This window comes from Citrobacter sp. wls615, assembly GCF_005281355.1.
In the GTDB taxonomy this organism is placed as follows: domain Bacteria; phylum Pseudomonadota; class Gammaproteobacteria; order Enterobacterales; family Enterobacteriaceae; genus Citrobacter; species Citrobacter werkmanii.
The window spans coordinates 78,859-99,280 of record NZ_SZXM01000008.1; the positions used below are offsets into that span (position 1 = coordinate 78,859).

21 protein-coding genes are annotated in these 20,422 nt (G+C 53.5%); 13 read left to right on the plus strand and 8 right to left on the minus strand.

The window, feature by feature from the left end; genetic code table 11:
• Positions 1 to 7: 7 nt before the first annotated feature.
• The 9 genes from fabZ to tilS all read left to right on the plus strand — a co-directional run bounded on the left by fabZ (position 8) and on the right by tilS (position 11,524).
• Complete coding sequence (gene fabZ, locus FDX04_RS03785; protein ID WP_003018528.1) at positions 8 to 463, plus strand: 3-hydroxyacyl-ACP dehydratase FabZ; 456 nt, start codon at positions 8 to 10, stop codon at positions 461 to 463.
• Between the two features lie 3 nt (positions 464 to 466).
• On the plus strand, positions 467 to 1,255 hold the full coding sequence (gene lpxA / locus FDX04_RS03790) for an acyl-ACP--UDP-N-acetylglucosamine O-acyltransferase (RefSeq protein ID WP_003018525.1): 789 nt from the start codon (positions 467 to 469) through the stop codon (positions 1,253 to 1,255).
• Complete coding sequence (lpxB, locus tag FDX04_RS03795; RefSeq protein ID WP_137370456.1) at positions 1,255 to 2,403, plus strand: lipid-A-disaccharide synthase; 1,149 nt, start codon at positions 1,255 to 1,257, stop codon at positions 2,401 to 2,403. Before lpxA ends, lpxB begins: the two co-directional genes overlap by 1 nt.
• On the plus strand, positions 2,400 to 2,996 hold the full coding sequence (gene rnhB / locus FDX04_RS03800; RefSeq protein WP_038637421.1) for a ribonuclease HII: 597 nt from the start codon (positions 2,400 to 2,402) through the stop codon (positions 2,994 to 2,996). Before lpxB ends, rnhB begins: the two co-directional genes overlap by 4 nt.
• 24 nt (positions 2,997 to 3,020) lie before the next feature.
• Positions 3,021 to 6,503 (plus strand): DNA polymerase III subunit alpha, encoded by a 3,483-nt coding sequence (dnaE, locus tag FDX04_RS03805; protein WP_137370457.1) that lies wholly within the window; start codon positions 3,021 to 3,023, stop codon positions 6,501 to 6,503.
• A gap of 12 nt (positions 6,504 to 6,515) precedes the next feature.
• Positions 6,516 to 7,475, plus strand: coding sequence for an acetyl-CoA carboxylase carboxyl transferase subunit alpha (gene accA, locus FDX04_RS03810; protein ID WP_038637427.1), 960 nt, complete (start codon positions 6,516 to 6,518; stop codon positions 7,473 to 7,475).
• 99 nt (positions 7,476 to 7,574) lie between these two features.
• Entirely contained in the window at positions 7,575 to 9,713 is a 2,139-nt protein-coding gene (ldcC, locus tag FDX04_RS03815; RefSeq protein ID WP_042312156.1) for a lysine decarboxylase LdcC, read from the plus strand.
• A 67-nt stretch (positions 9,714 to 9,780) separates the two neighbouring features.
• Positions 9,781 to 10,170 carry a VOC family protein gene (locus tag FDX04_RS03820; RefSeq protein WP_137360293.1) on the plus strand — a complete coding sequence of 130 codons (390 nt, stop codon included), beginning with the start codon at positions 9,781 to 9,783 and terminating at the stop codon, positions 10,168 to 10,170.
• 61 nt (positions 10,171 to 10,231) lie between these two features.
• Positions 10,232 to 11,524, plus strand: coding sequence for a tRNA lysidine(34) synthetase TilS (gene tilS, locus FDX04_RS03825; protein ID WP_137360294.1), 1,293 nt, complete (start codon positions 10,232 to 10,234; stop codon positions 11,522 to 11,524).
• 83 nt (positions 11,525 to 11,607) lie between these two features.
• On the opposite strand, the gene rof is transcribed toward tilS, so the two are convergent.
• Both rof and FDX04_RS03835 read right to left on the minus strand, forming a co-directional pair.
• Positions 11,608 to 11,868, minus strand: coding sequence for a Rho-binding antiterminator (rof, locus tag FDX04_RS03830; protein ID WP_032940409.1), 261 nt, complete (start codon positions 11,866 to 11,868; stop codon positions 11,608 to 11,610).
• The gene (locus tag FDX04_RS03835; RefSeq protein ID WP_005132083.1) at positions 11,855 to 12,055 is read right to left on the minus strand and encodes a YaeP family protein; all 201 of its coding nucleotides are present in this window, start codon (positions 12,053 to 12,055) and stop codon (positions 11,855 to 11,857) included. Before FDX04_RS03835 ends, rof begins: the two co-directional genes overlap by 14 nt.
• A gap of 188 nt (positions 12,056 to 12,243) precedes the next feature.
• On the opposite strand from FDX04_RS03835, the gene FDX04_RS03840 reads away from it, so the two are divergent.
• The 3 genes from FDX04_RS03840 to nlpE are packed head-to-tail and all read left to right on the plus strand — an operon-like array spanning position 12,244 to position 13,937.
• Positions 12,244 to 12,789 carry a YaeQ family protein gene (locus tag FDX04_RS03840; RefSeq protein WP_042312149.1) on the plus strand — a complete coding sequence of 182 codons (546 nt, stop codon included), beginning with the start codon at positions 12,244 to 12,246 and terminating at the stop codon, positions 12,787 to 12,789.
• On the plus strand, positions 12,786 to 13,208 hold the full coding sequence (arfB, locus tag FDX04_RS03845) for an alternative ribosome rescue aminoacyl-tRNA hydrolase ArfB (protein ID WP_042312146.1): 423 nt from the start codon (positions 12,786 to 12,788) through the stop codon (positions 13,206 to 13,208). The genes FDX04_RS03840 and arfB overlap by 4 nt, the downstream gene beginning before the upstream one ends.
• Positions 13,209 to 13,238: 30 nt before the next feature.
• The gene (gene nlpE, locus FDX04_RS03850) at positions 13,239 to 13,937 is read left to right on the plus strand and encodes an envelope stress response activation lipoprotein NlpE (protein ID WP_094300986.1); all 699 of its coding nucleotides are present in this window, start codon (positions 13,239 to 13,241) and stop codon (positions 13,935 to 13,937) included.
• A gap of 41 nt (positions 13,938 to 13,978) precedes the next feature.
• Here the strand turns inward: nlpE and proS are convergent, their stop codons facing one another.
• From proS to metN, 6 genes are all read right to left on the minus strand, one after another.
• Positions 13,979 to 15,697: a proline--tRNA ligase gene (gene proS, locus FDX04_RS03855; RefSeq protein ID WP_061380836.1), complete on the minus strand. Its 1,719-nt coding sequence runs from the start codon at positions 15,695 to 15,697 to the stop codon at positions 13,979 to 13,981.
• 113 nt (positions 15,698 to 15,810) lie between these two features.
• Positions 15,811 to 16,518: a tRNA (N6-threonylcarbamoyladenosine(37)-N6)-methyltransferase TrmO gene (tsaA, locus tag FDX04_RS03860; protein WP_137360295.1), complete on the minus strand. Its 708-nt coding sequence runs from the start codon at positions 16,516 to 16,518 to the stop codon at positions 15,811 to 15,813.
• Complete coding sequence (rcsF, locus tag FDX04_RS03865) at positions 16,515 to 16,919, minus strand: Rcs stress response system protein RcsF (protein ID WP_016151780.1); 405 nt, start codon at positions 16,917 to 16,919, stop codon at positions 16,515 to 16,517. The genes tsaA and rcsF overlap by 4 nt, the downstream gene beginning before the upstream one ends.
• Positions 16,920 to 17,035: 116 nt before the next feature.
• On the minus strand, positions 17,036 to 17,851 hold the full coding sequence (gene metQ, locus FDX04_RS03870; RefSeq protein WP_006686809.1) for a methionine ABC transporter substrate-binding lipoprotein MetQ: 816 nt from the start codon (positions 17,849 to 17,851) through the stop codon (positions 17,036 to 17,038).
• 43 nt (positions 17,852 to 17,894) lie between these two features.
• Positions 17,895 to 18,548, minus strand: coding sequence for a methionine ABC transporter permease MetI (locus FDX04_RS03875; RefSeq protein WP_006686810.1), 654 nt, complete (start codon positions 18,546 to 18,548; stop codon positions 17,895 to 17,897).
• A complete protein-coding gene (gene metN, locus FDX04_RS03880; protein ID WP_137360296.1) occupies positions 18,541 to 19,572 on the minus strand; it encodes a methionine ABC transporter ATP-binding protein MetN in 1,032 nt (343 codons plus the stop codon). The genes FDX04_RS03875 and metN overlap by 8 nt, the downstream gene beginning before the upstream one ends.
• 189 nt (positions 19,573 to 19,761) lie before the next feature.
• Here metN and gmhB point away from each other — a divergent pair, with 189 nt between their 5' ends.
• Positions 19,762 to 20,328: a D-glycero-beta-D-manno-heptose 1,7-bisphosphate 7-phosphatase gene (gmhB, locus tag FDX04_RS03885; protein WP_042312133.1), complete on the plus strand. Its 567-nt coding sequence runs from the start codon at positions 19,762 to 19,764 to the stop codon at positions 20,326 to 20,328.
• Positions 20,329 to 20,422 lie beyond the last annotated feature (94 nt).

The window sequence follows — 20,422 nt, forward strand, 5'->3', positions numbered from 1 at the left end:
GAGTATTTTGACTACTAACACTCATACTCTGCATATTGAAGAGATTTTAGAACTTCTGCCGCACCGTTTTCCGTTTCTGCTGGTTGACCGTGTGCTGGATTTTGAAGAAGGTCGTTTTCTGCGCGCAGTGAAAAATGTATCCGTTAATGAGCCTTTCTTCCAGGGCCACTTCCCGGGCAAACCTATTTTCCCTGGCGTACTGATTCTGGAAGCGATGGCGCAGGCCACCGGAATCCTTGCGTTTAAAAGCGTAGGAAAACTGGAACCAGGCGAACTGTACTATTTCGCGGGTATTGACGAAGCGCGCTTTAAGCGTCCTGTCGTGCCAGGCGATCAGATGATCATGGAAGTGACTTTCGAGAAAACGCGCCGTGGCCTGACCCGTTTTAAAGGGGTTGCGCTGGTCGACGGTAAAGTTGTGTGCGAAGCAACGATGATGTGTGCCCGTAGCCGGGAGGCCTGATACGTGATTGATAAATCCGCCTTTATTCACCCTACCGCCATTGTGGAAGAGGGCGCCAGTATTGGCGCTAACGCTCACATTGGCCCATTTTGTATTGTTGGACCCCATGTTGAAATTGGTGAGGGTACCGTACTGAAGTCTCACGTTGTCGTGAATGGCCATACAAAAATTGGTCGCGATAACGAGATCTATCAGTTTGCCTCCATCGGCGAAGTTAACCAGGATCTGAAATATGCTGGCGAACCGACCCGCGTGGAAATTGGCGATCGCAACCGCATCCGCGAAAGCGTCACCATTCATCGTGGCACAGTGCAGGGCGGTGGAGTGACGAAGGTGGGCAGCGATAACTTACTGATGATTAATGCGCACGTCGCGCATGATTGTACGGTAGGCAACCGCTGTATTCTGGCGAATAACGCCACGCTTGCCGGACATGTTTCGCTGGATGATTTTGTTATCATCGGCGGCATGACTGCGGTGCATCAATTCTGCATCATCGGCGCGCATGTAATGGTTGGCGGCTGTTCTGGCGTTGCTCAGGATGTGCCCCCGTACGTTATCGCCCAGGGCAACCACGCGACGCCGTTTGGCGTCAACATCGAAGGTCTGAAGCGTCGTGGGTTCACCCGCGAAGCGATTACCGCGATTCGTAATGCCTACAAAGCGTTGTACCGTAGCGGTAAAACTCTGGAAGAAGTGAAGCCGGAAATCGCCGAACTGGCGAAACAGTACCCCGAAGTCCAGGCTTTCAGCGACTTCTTTGAGCGCTCAACGCGTGGTCTGATTCGTTAATGACTGAGCAGCGTCCTTTAACGATTGCCCTCGTCGCCGGAGAAACCTCCGGCGATATTCTTGGTGCAGGGCTAATTCGCGCACTCAAAGCTCGTGTTCCCAATGCGCGTTTTGTTGGCGTGGCGGGGCCGCTAATGCAGGCCGAAGGCTGTGAAGCCTGGTACGAAATGGAAGAACTGGCGGTGATGGGCATTGTTGAAGTGCTCGGACGTCTGCGCCGTTTACTGCATATTCGTGCCGATCTCACTCGTCGATTCACCGATCTCAAGCCGGATGTTTTCGTTGGTATTGATGCGCCTGATTTCAATATTACCCTTGAAGGGAACTTGAAAAAGCAGGGCATAAAAACCATTCATTATGTCAGTCCGTCCGTCTGGGCGTGGCGACAGAAACGCGTTTTCAAAATAGGCAGATCCACCAATATGGTGCTGGCCTTTCTGCCTTTCGAAAAAGCGTTTTATGACAAATTTAACGTCCCGTGCCGCTTTATCGGCCACACCATGGCGGATGCCATGCCGTTGGATCCGGATAAAAACGCGGCACGTGATATTCTGGGTATTCCCCACGATGCTCACTGCCTGGCGCTGCTGCCTGGAAGCCGTGGCGCTGAAGTGGAGATGCTCAGCGCCGATTTTCTGAAAACGGCGCAGCTGTTACGTCAGCATTACCCGGATCTCGAAGTGGTGGTGCCGCTGGTCAATGCCAAACGCCGGGAGCAGTTTGAGCGTATCAAGGCTGAGGTTGCGCCGGAGCTTTCCGTGCATCTGCTTAATGGCATGGGACGTGAAGCGATGGTGGCCAGCGACGCCGCACTGCTGGCTTCAGGCACCGCTGCGCTGGAGTGTATGCTGGCAAAGTGTCCGATGGTGGTCGGCTACCGCATGAAACCCTTCACCTTCTGGCTGGCGAAGCGTCTGGTGAAAACGGATTACGTTTCGCTACCTAACCTGTTAGCGGGAAGAGAACTGGTTAAAGAGCTGTTGCAGGAAGAGTGTGAGCCGCATGCGCTGGCGCAAGCGCTGTTGCCGTTACTGGCGAATGGCAAAACCAGCCATGCGATGCACGACACATTCCGTGAACTGCACCAGCAGATCCGTTGCAATGCCGATGAGCAGGCAGCGGATGCAGTCCTGGAGTTAACGCTATGATTGAATTTGTTTATCCGCATACGCATTTAGTGGCGGGTGTGGATGAAGTCGGGCGTGGTCCTTTGGTCGGTGCGGTTGTTACTGCTGCCGTTATTCTGGATCCGGCTCGCCCGATTATCGGTCTTAACGACTCAAAAAAACTGTCAGAAAAACGTCGCCTGGCGCTGTTTGATGAAATCAAAGAAAAAGCGTTAAGCTGGAGCGTAGGCCGTGCAGAACCGCATGAAATCGACGATCTGAATATTTTGCATGCCACCATGCTGGCGATGCAGCGTGCGGTCGCGGGTCTGCATATTGCGCCAGAATACGTACTGATTGACGGCAATCGTTGCCCGGCATTACCGGTACCGTCGATGGCGGTAGTCAAAGGTGATAGCCGCGTTGCGGAGATTAGCGCAGCGTCAATACTGGCAAAAGTGACCCGCGATGCTGAAATGGCTGCGCTGGATACGGTTTTTCCGCAGTATGGTTTTGCACAGCACAAAGGCTATCCAACTGCTTTTCATCTGGAAAAATTGGCACTGTATGGCGCGACAGAGCACCATCGCCGCAGTTTTGGCCCCGTCAAACGCGCACTGGGACTCACGTCCTGATTCTTGTGTCGAAGGAATCTGAAGATGTCTGAACCACGTTTCGTCCACCTCCGGGTGCACAGCGACTACTCCATGATCGATGGGCTGGCGAAAACCGGGCCGCTGGTGAAGAAGGCGGCCGCGTTAGGCATGCCCGCGCTGGCGATCACCGATTTTACCAACCTCTGTGGTCTGGTGAAGTTTTACGGAGCGGGTCACGGCGCCGGCATTAAACCGATTGTTGGTGCAGATTTTCATGTCCGCAGTGAGCTATTGGGTGATGAACTCACGCAACTCACCGTGCTGGCCGCTAACAATACCGGTTATCAGAATCTGACGTTGTTGATATCAAAAGCCTATCAGCGCGGGTATGGCGCAGAAGGGCCGGTCATCGACAGGGACTGGCTGGTCGAGCTAAAAGAAGGTTTGATTTTGCTCTCCGGCGGCCGGATGGGCGACGTCGGACGTAGCTTGTTGCGCGGTAATAGCGCCCTGGTTGACGAATGCGTGGCGTTTTACGAAGCGCATTTTCCGGATAGCTACTTCCTTGAGCTGATCCGTACCGGCAGACAAGATGAAGAAAACTATCTGCATGCCGCGGTAGAACTGGCCGAAAGGCGTGGTTTGCCGGTGGTGGCGACCAACGATGTTCGCTTCCTGGAAACCGGTGATTTCGACGCGCATGAAATCCGTGTGGCGATCCACGACGGATTCACTCTTGACGATCCCAAACGTCCGCGTAACTACTCCGCGCAGCAGTATATGCGCAGCGAAGACGAGATGTGCGAGCTGTTCTCCGATATCCCGGAGGCGCTGCAAAACACCGTCGAAATCGCCAAACGCTGTAACGTCACGGTGCGCCTTGGCGAATATTTCCTGCCGCAGTTCCCGACCGGCGATATGACCACCGAGGACTTCCTCGTGGCCAAGTCGAAAGAGGGTCTGGAAGAGCGTCTTGAATTCCTGTTCCCGGATCCGGAAGTGCGCGCCAAGCGTCGTCCGGAGTATGACGAGCGTCTGGATGTGGAACTACAGGTTATCAACCAGATGGGATTCCCAGGCTACTTCCTGATCGTTATGGAATTTATCCAGTGGTCGAAGGATAACGGTGTACCAGTCGGCCCGGGACGTGGTTCCGGCGCAGGTTCGCTGGTGGCCTATGCGCTAAAAATTACCGACCTGGATCCGCTGGAATTTGACCTGCTGTTCGAACGTTTCCTCAACCCGGAACGTGTCTCAATGCCCGACTTCGACGTTGACTTCTGTATGGAGAAACGCGACCAGGTTATTGAACACGTGGCGGAAATGTACGGTCGTGATGCGGTTTCACAGATTATTACTTTCGGTACGATGGCGGCAAAAGCGGTTATCCGTGACGTGGGCCGCGTGCTGGGGCACCCGTACGGCTTCGTGGAGCGTATTTCGAAACTGGTGCCGCCCGATCCGGGCATGACGTTGGCGAAAGCCTTCGAAGCTGAACCCCAACTGCCGGAAATCTATGAGGCGGATGAAGAGGTTAAAGCGCTGATCGATATGGCGCGTAAGCTGGAAGGCGTCACGCGTAACGCCGGTAAGCACGCCGGTGGCGTGGTTATCGCTCCGACCAAAATTACCGATTTTGCGCCGCTATACTGCGATGAACAGGGGCTACACCCGGTTACTCAGTTTGATAAGAACGACGTGGAATACGCCGGCCTGGTGAAGTTCGACTTCCTGGGTCTGCGCACACTGACTATCATCAACTGGGCGCTGGAGATGATCAACGCCCGCCGTGAAAAGAACGGCGAGCCGCCGCTGGATATCGCAGCCATTCCGCTTGACGATAAGAAAAGCTTCGACATGCTGCAACGCTCGGAGACCACCGCGGTATTCCAGCTTGAATCCCGCGGCATGAAGGATCTGATCAAACGTCTGCAGCCTGACTGCTTCGAAGATATGATCGCTCTGGTGGCCCTGTTCCGCCCTGGCCCGCTACAGTCGGGGATGGTAGATAACTTTATCGACCGTAAGCATGGGCGCGAAGAGATTTCCTACCCGGACGTACAATGGCAGCATGAGTGTCTGAAGCCGGTACTGGAGCCAACCTACGGCATTATCCTGTATCAGGAACAGGTTATGCAGATTGCCCAGGAGCTGTCCGGTTATACGCTTGGCGGCGCGGATATGCTGCGTCGTGCGATGGGTAAGAAAAAGCCGGAAGAGATGGCCAAGCAGCGCGGCACCTTTGAAGAAGGGGCGAAAAAGCGCGGCGTCGACGGCGAACTGGCGATGAAAATCTTTGACCTGGTGGAGAAATTCGCCGGTTACGGATTTAACAAATCGCACTCCGCAGCCTATGCGCTCGTCTCTTACCAGACGCTGTGGCTGAAGGCACATTACCCAGCCGAGTTTATGGCAGCGGTAATGACGGCCGATATGGATAACACCGAGAAAGTGGTCGGGCTGGTGGATGAATGCTGGCGCATGGGGCTAAAAATCCTGCCGCCGGACATTAACTCCGGGCTTTACCATTTCCACGTTAACGATGATGGCGAGATTGTTTACGGCATCGGCGCGATAAAAGGCGTGGGTGAAGGGCCAATTGAAGCTATTATTGAGGCGCGCAACGAAGGCGGTTACTTCCGCGAGCTGTTTGATCTCTGTGCGCGTACGGATATCAAAAAACTTAATCGCCGGGTGCTGGAAAAACTGATTATGTCCGGGGCGTTTGACCGCCTTGGCCCACACCGCGCGGCGTTGATGAATTCGCTGAATGATGCGCTAAAAGCCGCCGATCAGCATGCGAAAGCCGAGGCTATTGGCCAGGCTGATATGTTTGGCGTGCTGGCGGAAGAGCCGGAACAAATTGAACAGTCTTATGCCAACTGTACACCGTGGCCTGAGCAGGTAGTATTAGACGGTGAGCGTGAAACGTTAGGGCTTTACCTGACGGGACACCCCATCAACCAGTATTTAAAAGAAATTGAGCGCTATGTTGGAGGCCACAGGCTGAAAGACATGCATCCGACAGAACGTGGTAAAGTCACCACGGCTGCGGGGCTCGTCATTGCCGCGCGGGTAATGGTCACCAAGCGCGGCAATCGTATCGGCATCTGTACCCTGGATGACCGTTCCGGGCGTCTGGAAGTTATGTTGTTTACCGATGCCCTGGATAAATACCAGCAATTGCTGGAAAAAGACCGCATACTTATCGTCAGCGGACAGGTCAGCTTTGATGACTTCAGCGGCGGGCTTAAAATGATGGCCCGTGAAGTCATGGATATTGACGAAGCCCGGGAAAAATATGCTCGCGGGCTTGCTATCTCGCTGACGGACAGGCAAATTGATGACCAGCTTTTAAACCGACTCCGTCAGTCTCTGGAACCCCACCGCTCGGGGACAATTCCAGTACATCTCTACTATCAGAGGGCGGATGCACGTGCGCGGTTGCGTTTTGGCGCGACGTGGCGTGTCTCTCCGAGCGATCGTTTGCTAAACGATCTCCGCGGCCTTATTGGTTCGGAGCAGGTGGAACTGGAGTTTGACTAATACAGGAATACTATGAGTCTGAATTTCCTTGATTTTGAACAGCCGATTGCAGAGCTGGAAGCAAAAATCGATTCTCTGACTGCGGTTAGCCGTCAGGATGAGAAACTGGATATTAACATCGATGAAGAAGTGCATCGTCTGCGTGAAAAAAGCGTAGAACTGACGCGTAAAATCTTCGCCGATCTTGGCGCATGGCAGGTAGCCCAACTGGCGCGCCATCCACAGCGTCCGTACACCCTGGATTATGTCCGCCTGGCGTTTGATGAATTTGATGAGCTGGCGGGCGATCGTGCCTATGCGGATGACAAAGCTATCGTCGGCGGTATCGCGCGTCTGGATGGCCGTCCGGTGATGATCATTGGTCATCAGAAAGGCCGTGAGACCAAAGAAAAAATTCGTCGTAATTTCGGCATGCCAGCGCCGGAAGGCTATCGCAAAGCGCTGCGTCTGATGGAAATGGCTGAACGTTTCAACATGCCGATCATTACCTTCATTGACACCCCTGGGGCTTACCCGGGCGTGGGCGCTGAAGAACGTGGTCAGTCTGAAGCGATCGCGCGCAACCTGCGTGAAATGTCGCGTCTGAGCGTACCGGTCATCTGCACCGTTATCGGTGAAGGTGGTTCCGGCGGCGCGCTGGCGATCGGCGTAGGCGATAAAGTGAATATGCTGCAATACAGCACCTATTCCGTTATCTCCCCGGAAGGCTGCGCGTCTATTCTGTGGAAAAGCGCCGATAAAGCGCCGCTGGCCGCAGAAGCGATGGGGATTATCGCGCCGCGTTTGAAAGAGCTGAAGCTTATCGACTCTATCATTCCTGAACCGCTGGGTGGCGCGCACCGCAACCCGGAAGCCATGGCGGCGTCGCTGAAAGCGCAACTGCTGGCCGATCTCGCCGATCTTGATGTGTTAGGTAAAGAAGATCTGAAAAACCGTCGTTACCAGCGTCTGATGAGCTACGGCTACGCGTAAACTGCATTCATTCTGAAAAGGGCCACAATGCTGTGGCCCTTTTTTTTACCTGCTGTTTGACCAGGCTATGCTTAACTAAGGTTTTTCCAGGAGGAACGCATGAATATCATTGCCATCATGGGACCGCATGGCGTCTTTTATAAAGATGAGCCCATCAAGGAACTTGAGCGTGCGCTACAACAGCAGGGGTTTCAGATTATCTGGCCGCAGAATAGCGTTGACCTGCTGAAGTTTATCGAACATAACCCGCGAATTTGCGGCGTCATTTTTGACTGGGATGAATACAGTCTGGATCTGTGCAGTGAGATCAACCAGCTAAACGAATATCTTCCGCTCTACGCCTTTATTAATACCCATTCGACGATGGATGTCAGCGCCCATGATCTGCGTATGGCGCTGTGGTTTTTTGAGTATGCGCTGGGCCAGTCTGAAGACATTGCCACCCGCATCCGCCAGTACACCAGTGAATATCTGGATAACATCACGCCGCCTTTTACCAAAGCGCTATTTACCTATGTGAAGGAAGGAAAGTATACCTTCTGCACGCCCGGTCATATGGCGGGAACGGCGTACCAGAAAAGCCCGGTCGGCTGCCTGTTCTATGATTTCTTTGGCGGCAATACGCTGAAAGCCGATGTGTCCATTTCTGTGACCGAGCTGGGTTCGCTGCTGGATCATACCGGCCCGCACCTGGAAGCGGAGGAGTATATCGCGCGCACTTTTGGCGCCGAGCAGAGCTATATGGTGACCAACGGCACGTCCACCTCCAATAAAATTGTTGGTATGTATGCCGCACCAACGGGCAGTACGCTGTTGATTGACCGCAACTGTCATAAGTCGTTGGCGCATTTGCTGATGATGAGCGATGTGGTGCCAATCTGGTTGAAGCCGACGCGTAATGCGTTGGGTATTCTGGGTGGTATCCCCCGAAGGGAATTTACCCGTGCAAGCATTGAAAGCAAGATAGAGGAGACCCCCCAGGCGCAATGGCCGGTGCATGCGGTGATCACCAACTCTACCTATGACGGCCTGCTGTATAACACCAACTGGATCAAGCAAACGCTGGATGTGCCCTCTATCCATTTTGATTCAGCCTGGGTGCCATATACCCATTTTCATCCGATCTATCAGGGGAAAAGCGGGATGAGCGGTGAGCGCGTGCCGGGGAAGGTGATTTTTGAAACCCAGTCCACCCACAAGATGCTGGCGGCGTTGTCACAGGCTTCTTTGATCCACATTAAGGGTGACTACGACGAAGACACCTTCAACGAAGCCTTTATGATGCACACATCCACTTCGCCGAGTTACCCGATTGTTGCCTCGATAGAAACCGCAGCGGCCATGCTGCGAGGCAATTCAGGCAAGCGGTTAATCAATCGTTCGGTGGAGCGGGCGCTGCATTTTCGTAAAGAAGTGCAGCGGTTGCGTGAAGAGTCGGATGGCTGGTTTTTTGATATCTGGCAGCCGGAAAGGGTGGATGAAGCAGAATGCTGGCCGGTAGCGCCTGGTGAAGACTGGCACGGATTTGTCGATGCTGACGCCGACCACATGTTCCTCGACCCGGTGAAAGTCACTATTCTGACGCCGGGGATGGATGAACAAGGAAATATGAGTGAAGAGGGGATCCCCGCCGCGTTGGTGGCGAAATTCCTTGATGAACGCGGCGTGGTTGTCGAGAAAACGGGACCGTATAATCTGTTGTTCCTGTTCAGCATCGGTATTGATAAAACCCGGGCGATGGGCCTGCTGCGCGGCCTGACGGAATTTAAGCGTTCGTACGATCTGAATTTACGCGTGAAAAACATGCTGCCGGATCTGTATGCCGAGGATCCCGATTTTTATCGCAATATGCGTATTCAGGATCTGGCGCAGGGGATCCATAGGCTTATTCGCCAGCACGATCTCTCCGGGCTGATGCTGCGGGCATTTGATACCTTACCGGAAATGAAAATGACGCCGCATCAGGCCTGGCAGCGGCAGATCAAAGGTGAGGTTGAAACGGTGGCGCTTGATCAACTGGTGGGGCGCGTTTCCGCCAATATGATCCTGCCTTATCCGCCCGGAGTACCGCTCTTGATGCCTGGTGAAATGATCACGGAAAAAAGCCGGGCTGTACTCGATTTCCTGCTGATGCTGTGTTCAGTGGGCCATCATTATCCTGGATTTGAAACCGATATCCATGGCGCTAAACTGGGTGAGGATGGCGTGTATCGTGTGAGAGTCTTAAAAATGGCATAACGACTTGCCTGAACCCATTACGCACGAGTAACGTGCTGAAAGAACAAACGAAAGAGGCGATGACGCTATGCTGGAATTAAAACAGGTTCACCATATTGCCATTATTGCGACGGACTACGCGGTGAGTAAGGCATTTTACTGCGATGTGCTGGGCTTCACCCTGATGAGCGAAGCCTACCGGGAAGAGCGTGACTCCTGGAAAGGCGATCTGGCATTGAACGGTCAGTATGTGATTGAGCTCTTTTCTTTCCCATTTCCACCTTGCCGCCCTAGTCGACCGGAAGCCTGTGGTTTACGTCATCTGGCGTTCAGTGTGGATGATGTAGAGAAAGCGATCGCGCATCTAGAGGCTCGCGATGTGAAGTGTGAGGCGGTACGCATCGATCCTTTTACCGGCAAACGCTTTACGTTTTTTAACGATCCCGACGGATTACCGCTCGAACTGTATGAGCTGTAAGGCTTGTTATTGTGGCGTTAGCCCGGTAACGTGCCGGGCAATGCCATTGTAAGTAACCATCATGACAACACTCACGCTGAATACTTCACTGCTGAATTCTCAATCGATTCTGGTCGCCTTTAGCGGCGGGCTGGACTCCACCGTGCTGCTGCATCAGTTAGTGCTGTGGCGAGCACAGCACCCTGACGTTACGTTGCGCGCAATCCATATTCATCATGGACTAAGTCCCCATGCGGACAGCTGGGTGCAGCACTGTGAATCGATATGCGCGCAGTGGCAGGTGCCGTTGGCGGTTGAACGGGTCCGTCTGGAGGATGATGGCCTGGGTATAGAAGCTCAGGCGCGGCGGGCGCGCTATCACGCATTTGCACAGACGTTACTGCCGGGCGAGGTACTGATGACCGCCCAGCATTTGGATGACCAGTGCGAAACCTTTCTGCTGGCACTTAAGCGCGGCAGTGGTCCTGCCGGGCTTTCCGCCATGGGGGAAAGCTCACCGTTCGCCGGGACCCGGCTGATCCGACCGCTGCTGGCGCAAACACGAGAGGCGCTGGAAGGGTGGGCGCGACAGCACCAATTATGCTGGATCGAAGATGAAAGTAATCAGGATGATACCTACGATCGCAATTTCCTCAGATTGCGCGTTACTCCCTTGCTGCAACAGCGTTGGCCACACTTCGCGCAAGCTACAGCCCGCAGCGCCGCGCTGTGCGCCGAGCAGGAGAGCTTGCTGGATGAATTGCTTGCCAGCGATCTAGCCGACTGTGTCACGGCCCAGGGAACACTGTTGCTGGCGCCGCTTATGATGATGAGCGATGTGCGGCGTGCTGCGCTGCTTCGCCGCTGGCTGGCGGGATTACATGCGCCAATGCCTTCCCGTGACGCTCTGGAACGTATCTGGCAGGAAGTCGCGCTGGCACGAGAGGATGCTTCCCCCTGTTTTCGCCTTGGAGGGTTCGACATTCGTCGCTACCAGTCGCAACTGTGGTGGGTGAAACCGGTCGACGGGCACAGCGAAACCGTCATTCCTTGGCCATGCTGGCAAACGCCGCTGACGCTGCCCGTTGGGCTGGGATCGGTGCAGTTAATCTCCGCAGGCGAATTGCGCGTGCCTAAAGCGGACGAGCTGGTCAGTATTCGTTTTAAAGCGCCAGGCGTATTACATATTGTCGGGCGTAACGGTGGACGTAAATTAAAGAAAATCTGGCAGGAGCAGGGGATTCCACCCTGGCGACGAGATACCACGCCGCTGCTGTTTTATGGTGAAACGTTGATTGCGGCTGCGGGTGTTTTTGTGACGCGTGAGGGAATAGCAGAAGATGAAGAAGGTGTGAGTCTGATTTGGTATGCCTGATGGCACTGCGCTTATCCGGCCTACGTATTGCATGGACCGTAGGCCGGATAAGGTGCTTGCACCGCCATCCGGCAACAAAATAATCAGGATTCGCTGACGACCACGGTACCGATTTGTGGGTGGCTGAAGCTGGCAATTTTGTCGAGGCGAAGCTCACGTGTTTCACCTGCGACCTCTGCGACCAGATATTCCACGTTTTTGCGGGAAACCAGATCGTTTGCCTTCGCTTGCAAAACTTCGCCATCTTTTAACGCCAACGTCAGTAACAAATGGTGCTGGCAGGCGAGTTCAAGATTGTCGTAATCATCACAGTTGATGGGTTGATACGTTTCATTCATTGACATAATCGCTCACCAGTAAGTTCGCGGCAGCATAGGCCGCTTTTTCCCTGACCGACTCTGAAAGGGCGCTGTCTGCCGCCACTTCATTAAGCACCTTCAATACGCAGCCCAGCGCATCCGGGACATACCCTAAGTCTCCGCTGGCGATTTCCGCGTACCGCTTGCGTATTAACTCACAATATTTTTCCACATGCCCTCCTGTCAGCACTCTGACTTAACCGTGGATGCAAGTCTAAGCCTACGAAGATAAACTCTGTTTAGCAAGGTGACTATACCATACTCATTCAGGCAATATCAGCGCCTTGATAGAGGCGCTGTTAGCAGCCTTTTGCCGTGGTTTTCGCTACAATGTGCGCCTGATTCGAAAGGAGTTCTCAAATGGCGCTTAAAGCGACAATCTATAAAGCTGTAGTCAATGTGGCGGATCTTGACCGCAACCAATTCCTTGACGCAGCCTTGACGCTGGCGCGTCACCCTTCAGAAACCCAGGAGCGCATGATGCTGCGTCTGCTGGCGTGGATTAAATATGCCGATGAGCGCCTGCAGTTTACGCGGGGCTTGAGTGCGGAAGATGAACCGGAAGCATGGCTGCGAAACGACCATCTGGGCATTGATTTATGGATTGAACTCGGCCTGCCGGATGAGCGCCGTATTAAGAAAGCCTGCACTCAGTCTGCTGAGGTGGCCCTGTTTACCTACAACAGCCGTGCGGCCCAGATCTGGTGGCAACAAAACCAGAGTAAGTGCGCGCAGTTTAAAAATCTTACCGTGTGGTATCTGGATGACGAACAGCTGGCACAACTGAGTGAATTTGCTGGTCGCACCATGGCGCTGCAGGCGACGATCCAGGATGGCGCGATCTGGTTGTCCGATTCTCAGAACAATCTGGAAATTCATCTGACCGCGTGGCAGCCGCGTTCATGATTGTTATCTCCCGAAACGTCTCTATCCCTGATAATGAGCTGGAAATCACGGCGATTCGGGCGCAGGGCGCGGGCGGTCAGCACGTTAACAAGACCTCGACGGCTATCCATTTGCGCTTTGACATTCGGGCCTCTGGCCTGCCAGAGTATTATAAGGAACGACTGCTTGCCGCCAGCCATCATCTGATTAGCAGCGATGGCATTATTATCATTAAGGCGCAGGAATACCGTAGCCAGGAGCTTAATCGGGAAGCGGCAATCTCGCGGCTGGTGGCGGTGATCAAAGAATTAACCGCAGTGCAAAAAAGCCGACAGGCAACGCGTCCTACGCGCGCTTCGAAAGAGCGTAGGTTGTCGTCGAAGGCGCAAAAATCCACAGTGAAAGCACTGCGCGGGAGAGTTCGTCGAACGCAAGACTGACGAGCAGGAATAAAAATTTATAAGGAATTGATAGTGAAAACAGCAATATTGTCCGTAGTCGCTGCATGCACGCTTTTTTCCTTGATCGGCTGTAACAATCGTACTGAAGTCGAAGTACTACAGCCGACACGGGCGGCAGAATTAAAACCGATGCAGCAGAGCTGGCGTGGCATCCTGCCTTGCGCAGACTGCGAAGGGATTGAAACTTCTCTGTTCCTTGAAAAAGACGGAACATGGGTGATGAACGAACGCTATCAGGGGGTGAGGGATGAACCGTCGTCCTTTGCCTCTTATGGTACATGGGCGCGCACTGCTGACAAGCTGGTGCTGACCGACAGCAAAGGTGAAAAGTCGTACTACCGGGTAAAAGGTGAAGCGCTGGAAATGCTCGATCGTGAAGGTAATCCGATTGAGTCGCAGTTCAACTACACGCTCCAGCCGGTTTCCGCCAGCTTACCAGTGACGCCAATGCCGATGCGGGGGATGTACTTCTATATGGCTGATGCAGCTATCTTTACCGACTGCGCAACGGGTAAACGGATGCCGGTGGCGAATAACGCCCAGCTTGAGCGTGACTATTTAGCCGCTCGCGCGGAAAACGGGCAGTCCGTACTGCTGACGCTGGAAGCGCATTTCACGCTGGAGGCGAACCCGGACACCGGCGAAAAAGTGAAAACGCTGATGGCGGATAAAGATGCGAAGTTTATCCCTGGTAAAGCGTGTAATTAATCGATAAAAAAGGCCCTGATAATCAGGGCCTTTTGCTGGTATTAGCCTTTAATGGCTTTTACCAGGTAGTCGACGATGTCGCCTGTTTTAATCAACTGCTTCTCGCCGTTACGACGGTATTTGTATTCGATATCGTCGTTGTCGAGGTTACGGTCGCCCAGCACGATGGTGTGCGGAATACCGATCAGTTCCATATCGGCAAACATCACGCCCGGACGCTCTTTACGGTCGTCCATCAGCACTTCAATGCCCTGCGCGCGCAACTCAGCGTACAGTTTTTCAGCCAGTTCCTGCACGCGATAGGACTTATGCATGTTCATCGGCAGAATTGCCACCTGGAACGGGGCAATGGCGTCTGGCCAGACGATACCGCGATCGTCATAGTTCTGTTCGATAGCGGCAGCAACCACGCGAGTTACCCCGATACCGTAGCAACCCATGGTCAGGATCTGGTTACGACCGTCTTCGCCCTGAACGGCGGCTTTCATCGCTTCAGAGTACTTGGTGCCCAACTGGAAGATGTGACCCACTTCGATGCCGCGTTTAATCAGCAACGTACCCTTGCCATCCGGACTCGGGTCGCCAGCGACCACGTTACGGATGTCCGCAACTTCCGGGGTGGCAACGTCGCGATCCCAGTTGATACCGAAATAGTGCTTACCGTCGATGTTCGCGCCCGCAGCGAAATCGCTCATCACGGCAACGGTACGGTCGATAACAACCGGAATTGGCATGTTCACCGGACCCAGAGATCCCGGACCCGCTTTCACCAACGCGCGAATTTCTTCTTCAGTGGCGAAGGTCAGCGGGCTGGCAACCTGCGGCAGTTTTTCCGCTTTGACTTCGTTCAGCTCGTGATCGCCGCGAACCAGCAGCGCAATCAGCGGAGACTTGCTGCCTTCAACCGCTTTCACCAGCAGGGTTTTTACGGTTTTTTCGATCGGCAGGTTGAACTGTTCAACCAGCTCGGCGATGGTTTTCGCGTTCGGCGTATCAACCAGCGTCATCTCCTGCGTTGCTGCCGCACGCGGCTCTTTCGGGGCCACGGCTTCGGCGAATTCGATGTTTGCTGCATAGTCGGAGGAGTCGGAGAAGATCACATCGTCTTCGCCGCTCTGCGCCAGCACCTGGAATTCGTGAGAGGCGCTACCGCCGATTGAACCGGTGTCCGCCTGGACCGCACGGAAATCGAGACCCATACGGCTGAAGATCTTGCTGTACGCCGCATACATCGCGTCGTAGGTCTCCTGCAGGGATTCCTGAGAAGTATGGAAAGAATAAGCATCTTTCATCAGGAATTCGCGGGAACGCATCACGCCGAAGCGCGGACGGACTTCGTCACGGAATTTAGTCTGGATCTGGTAAAAGTTCAGCGGCAGCTGTTTGTAAGAGCTCAGCTCATTACGAATCAGGTCGGTGATCACTTCTTCATGCGTTGGGCCAAGGACGAACGGGCGATCGCCACGGTCAGCAATACGCAGCAGTTCCGGGCCGTATTGTTCCCAACGGCCACTCTCTTGCCACAGCTCAGAGGGCTGAACGACCGGCATCAACACCTCGATCGCACCGGCGTTGTTCATCTCTTCACGCACGATGTTTTCGACTTTTTTCAGGACGCGCACGCCGGTCGGCAGCCAGGTATATAACCCGGAGGCCAGCTTGCGGATCATCCCGGCGCGCAGCATCAGCTGGTGGCTGATGACTTCGGCGTCGGCAGGTGTCTCCTTCAGAGTGGAGAGCAGATATTGGCTAGTACGCATGTTGTTACGGTTCCAGTTGAACGATCGAACAGGCTCAAAACGAGCCTGGCACAAAACAAAAGTGGTTTAGTTTACCAGCGAGAAAGGGATGTCAAAAGAGTACGCGACGCAAATTAGCGGGCTTCCAGAGCAAAGACCTCAAATCCTGACGGCGTAACGCGCCAGCGGACGTTAAAGCCCAGCAGCCAAACGGCATAGGTTTTGCCTTCTTCCTCGTTTTTACGGTAGGCAGGACGGGGATCCTGCGCCAGCACTTCGGCAATAAACTGGCGAAGATGCGGATAACGTTTTTCCAGCCCAGCCAGTTGCCCAGCGATCTCTTCACTGAACGTCACATCTATGCTGGCCTGCGGTGCATCCTGAGCATAGCTGGCGCGAGCAGCGGGCAGCGATTCGGCAAATGGCAGATACGGCTTAATATCCACTACCGGCGTACCATCGACAAGATCCAGTCCGCCGAGCTCAAGGATAACGTGCTCTTTATGGCAGCGGATGCCCCGCAGCTCAACCAAAGACATGCCAACAGGGTTAGGACGAAACGTTGAACGCGTGGCGAAGACACCCATTCTGGCGTTGCCGCCAAGACGGGGAGGGCGCACGGTTGGACGCCATCCTCCTTCCATTGTCTGATGAAAAACAAAAATCACCCACAAATGGCTGAAGGCTTCCAGGCCGCGAACAGCTTCGGCCTGGTTATAGGGAGCGAGCAAATGCAGTTCGCCGCTGGCGCTTTTCACCAGACCTGGCTGGCGTGGAACAGCGAACTTTTCTTTATAAGGTGAGCGGATAACGCCTATTTGCTCGAACTGAAAATGGCTCATTTCGCCGAAATGTTCAGTGCAGAACCAATGCAAACCGCCTGACGATAGCAACCTGGGGTCCCGCTGGTTACTTCGCAACTGTGCAGCAATACCGCATTCGCTTTCATTTTAGAGGCGTTAATCTGCATGCGTTTACGTGCGGTTGGGATGCTAGGAGGGGAATCCTGGTTTGATGCCTGGCAGGATTCGCCGCTGACTTCGCCGAGATCGCGGAACGGTTTACCCACTAAATCTTCGGCGTTAGTAATGATTCTTACCGGCGCCGCGCGCGGTGCTTTTGGTTTTTCCGGCTCCGCTTTTGGCGGGGTAGCGGTGCTTTGAACGGGTTCAACAGGGGATCTGCTTAACATAGAACAGCCGCTCAGCATGAGTGCTACTAAACAGATCGGTAAAGCACGCATAATATTTCCTCAATGAATGATCTAAACGTCAGATATTGAATCAGGTGCTTGCATAAATGACAAGACGGGCAAGCGCCCGTCCTGATGATATTACAGATTCTGGAAACAGCCTAAAATTACCAGCCCTTAACCGCACCGCCGTTGAAGACTTTGTTTGCCGCTTCGTACACTTCGTCAGACTGGTAGGCCTGCACGAATTTCTTCACGTTCTCAGCATCTTTGTTGTCTTCACGGGTCACGATCAGGTTTACGTACGGAGAATCTTTATCTTCAACAAAGATACCGTCTTTTGCCGGGGTCAGGCCAATCTGGCTGGCGTAGGTGGTGTTGATGACCGCCAGGGCGATTTGCGCATCGTCCAGTGAACGCGGCAGCTGCGGCGCTTCCAGTTCAACCAGCTTCAGGTTTTTCGGGTTTTCAATCACGTCCAGCGCGGTCGGCAGCAGGCCAACACCGTCTTTCAGTTTGATTAAGCCCACTTTTTGCAGCAGCAGCAGCGAGCGGCCGAGGTTAGTCGGGTCGTTTGGAATCGCGACCTGAGAACCTTCCTGCAGCTCATCCAGTGATTTGATTTTTTTGGAATAGCCCGCAATCGGGTAAACAAAAGTATTGCCCGCGGCAACCAGCTTGTAACCACGATCTTTAATCTGCTGATCCAGGTACGGTTTGTGCTGGAAGGCGTTAGCATCAATGTCGCCTTTGCTCAGCGCTTCGTTAGGCAGGACGTAATCGTTAAACGTGACCAGCTCAACGTCCAGACCGTATTTTTCTTTTGCCACTTTCTGCGCGACTTCTGCAACCTGTTGCTCTGCGCCAACAATAACGCCCACTTTGATGTGGTTAGGATCTTTTTCATCCTGACCGCAACCCACAAGTGCCAGAGAACCGATCAGGGCTCCAACTGCCGCAAAGGTTTTGAATTTGAACGCCATGCTTATTTCCTTTCTTAATGAGTTTTTAGTGTTGTGTGCAACGTTATTTGTGCGTGACAACCCGGACGATGCGATCGCCGGATAACTGAATTAAATAAACCAGAACGACGAGCAATACCAGTACTGTATTCATCACGGTAGCGTTGTAGCCAATATAACCGTACTGGTAACCAATCTGTCCCAGACCACCTGCGCCGACGGCACCGCCCATCGCGGAATAGCCAACCAACGTGATGAGCGTGATGGTGGCGGCATTGACCAGACCCGGCAGCGCTTCTGGCAGCAATACCTTACGTACAATCTGCAACGGCGTGGCGCCCATCGCACGGGAGGCTTCAATCAGCCCGGTCGGGATTTCCAGCAGCGCGTTTTCCACCATACGGGCGATAAACGGCGCGGCGCCGACGGTCAGCGGGACGATAGCGGCCTGCAGCCCAATAGAGGTACCCACAATCATGCGGGTGAATGGAATCATCCACACCAGCAAAATAATGAATGGGATGGAACGGAAAATATTTACCAGCGCAGAGAGCGTACGGTAAAGCTTAGCGTTCTCAATGATTTGCCCAGGACGCGTAACGTACAGCAATACGCCAACCGGCAGGCCAATGACAAAACCAAAAAAACCGGACACAAAGGTCATTGCCAGCGTTTCCCATACGCCGCGAACCAGCAGCCACATCATCGGCTCAGACATAACCCAGTACCTCTACTTTTACATGGTGTTCCTGCAGCCAGTTAATGGCTGCTTGTGTATCTTCCTGTGTGCCGTGCATTTCAGTCAGCATGATGCCGAACTTCACGCCGCCGGCGTAATCCATCTGCGCGCTAATAATGTTGTTATTTACATTAAAGCGACGGGCCGTCTCAGAGAGTAATGGCGCATCGACCGAATGACCGGTGAACTCCATGCGCAGCATTGGCACGCTGTCGGCCTGCGGCTCTGCTTTTAAACGTTCCAGATAATCTTCCGGGATATCCAGATGCAGAGTGGACTGGATAAACTTCTGTGCCAGCGGCGTTTTCGGATGAGAGAAAACTTCGCTGACGGTGTCTTGCTCAATCAGTTCACCATTACTGATGACCGCCACGCAGTCACAAATGCGTTTTACAACGTCCATCTCATGGGTAATCAGCAGAATGGTGAGACCCAGACGACGGTTAATGTCTTTCAGCAGCTCCAGAATCGAACGCGTGGTTGCAGGGTCGAGTGCGCTGGTGGCTTCATCGCACAGCAACACTTTGGGATTACTTGCCAGCGCACGAGCGATCGCCACTCGCTGTTTTTGTCCACCGGAAAGGTTGGCCGGATAGCTATCGTGCTTGTCGCCAAGACCGACTAAATCCAGCAGTTCTGTTACACGGCGTTTGATCTCGTCTTTTGGTGTGTTATCCAGTTCCAGCGGCAGCGCGACGTTGCCAAATACGGTACGGGAAGAGAGCAGGTTAAAGTGCTGGAAAATCATGCCGATTTGACGGCGAGCTTTGGTCAACTCGGACTCTGAAAGCGAGGTCAGTTCCTGACCGCCGACCTGAACGCTGCCTTCGGTTGGGCGTTCAAGTAAGTTAACGCAGCGGATAAGCGTACTTTTACCGGCACCGGAGGCGCCAATGACGCCATAAATCTGCCCGGCAGGAACGTGCAGGCTGACATTATTTAGCGCCTGAATGGTGCGAGTCCCCTGCTGGAACACTTTGGTGATATTCGAAAGTTTAATCATTGGTTATTTATTATCGTAATTAAGTTAGCCGTGGCATTTTCGTCTGTCTGGGACGGTCAAGGCCGTCAACAAGATGGATGTTAAGGCATCCAGACGTCTAAATCAATCTAGCTTTGCACGATGAGCACTTTCTTGCCCGCCGAAACATGCGATACTAGAGCCACATGCCTTATTCAGGAGCTATAAAAGGTGGCAAAGTCTGTACCTGCAATTTTTCTCGACCGTGATGGCACCATTAATGTGGACCACGGTTACGTACATGAGATTGACGAGTTCGAGTTTATCGACGGTGTTATTGATGCCATGCGTGAACTTAAAAATATGGGTTACGCGCTAATTGTGGTGACGAACCAGTCTGGTATCGCGCGCGGTAAATTTACCGAGGCTCAGTTTGAAACGTTGACCGAATGGATGGACTGGTCGCTGGCCGATCGCGACGTTGATCTGGATGGTATCTACTATTGCCCGCATCATCCGCAGGGTACCGTAGAAGAGTATCGTCAGGTCTGCGATTGCCGTAAACCGCATCCCGGGATGCTGATTTCCGCCCGCGACTTCCTGCACATCGATATGGCTGCTTCTTATATGGTAGGCGACAAAATAGAAGATATGCAGGCGGCGGCAGCTGCGAATGTTGGAACCAAGGTACTGGTGCGCACGGGCAAACCCGTCACGCCGGAAGCAGAAAATGCGGCAGATTTGGTTATAAATAGTCTGGCAGACCTGCCAATGGCGATAAAAAAGCAGCAAAAGTAAGCGTTGTGGGTAAAAGGTGAGCGGTTGAAACAAAAAAGCATTTTTCCGCTTGTCTTCCTGAGTCGACTCCCTATAATGCGCCTCCATCGACACG

Excerpts from the sequence above, each read along its gene's own strand:
- accA (WP_038637427.1), top strand. The coding sequence starts at position 6,516 with ATGAGTCTGAATTTCCTTGATTTTGAACAGCCGATTGCAGAGCTGGAA.
- FDX04_RS03820 (WP_137360293.1), top strand. The coding sequence starts at position 9,781 with ATGCTGGAATTAAAACAGGTTCACCATATTGCCATTATTGCGACGGAC.
- metQ (WP_006686809.1), bottom strand. The coding sequence starts at position 17,851 with ATGGCGTTCAAATTCAAAACCTTTGCGGCAGTTGGAGCCCTGATCGGT.
- metN (WP_137360296.1), bottom strand. The coding sequence starts at position 19,572 with ATGATTAAACTTTCGAATATCACCAAAGTGTTCCAGCAGGGGACTCGC.
- dnaE (WP_137370457.1), top strand. The coding sequence starts at position 3,021 with ATGTCTGAACCACGTTTCGTCCACCTCCGGGTGCACAGCGACTACTCC.
- ldcC (WP_042312156.1), top strand. The coding sequence starts at position 7,575 with ATGAATATCATTGCCATCATGGGACCGCATGGCGTCTTTTATAAAGAT.
- FDX04_RS03875 (WP_006686810.1), bottom strand. The coding sequence starts at position 18,548 with ATGTCTGAGCCGATGATGTGGCTGCTGGTTCGCGGCGTATGGGAAACG.
- rnhB (WP_038637421.1), top strand. The coding sequence starts at position 2,400 with ATGATTGAATTTGTTTATCCGCATACGCATTTAGTGGCGGGTGTGGAT.
- lpxB (WP_137370456.1), top strand. The coding sequence starts at position 1,255 with ATGACTGAGCAGCGTCCTTTAACGATTGCCCTCGTCGCCGGAGAAACC.
- FDX04_RS03840 (WP_042312149.1), top strand. The coding sequence starts at position 12,244 with ATGGCGCTTAAAGCGACAATCTATAAAGCTGTAGTCAATGTGGCGGAT.
- rof (WP_032940409.1), bottom strand. The coding sequence starts at position 11,868 with ATGTCAATGAATGAAACGTATCAACCCATCAACTGTGATGATTACGAC.
- arfB (WP_042312146.1), top strand. The coding sequence starts at position 12,786 with ATGATTGTTATCTCCCGAAACGTCTCTATCCCTGATAATGAGCTGGAA.
- rcsF (WP_016151780.1), bottom strand. The coding sequence starts at position 16,919 with ATGCGTGCTTTACCGATCTGTTTAGTAGCACTCATGCTGAGCGGCTGT.
- proS (WP_061380836.1), bottom strand. The coding sequence starts at position 15,697 with ATGCGTACTAGCCAATATCTGCTCTCCACTCTGAAGGAGACACCTGCC.
- tsaA (WP_137360295.1), bottom strand. The coding sequence starts at position 16,518 with ATGAGCCATTTTCAGTTCGAGCAAATAGGCGTTATCCGCTCACCTTAT.
- tilS (WP_137360294.1), top strand. The coding sequence starts at position 10,232 with ATGACAACACTCACGCTGAATACTTCACTGCTGAATTCTCAATCGATT.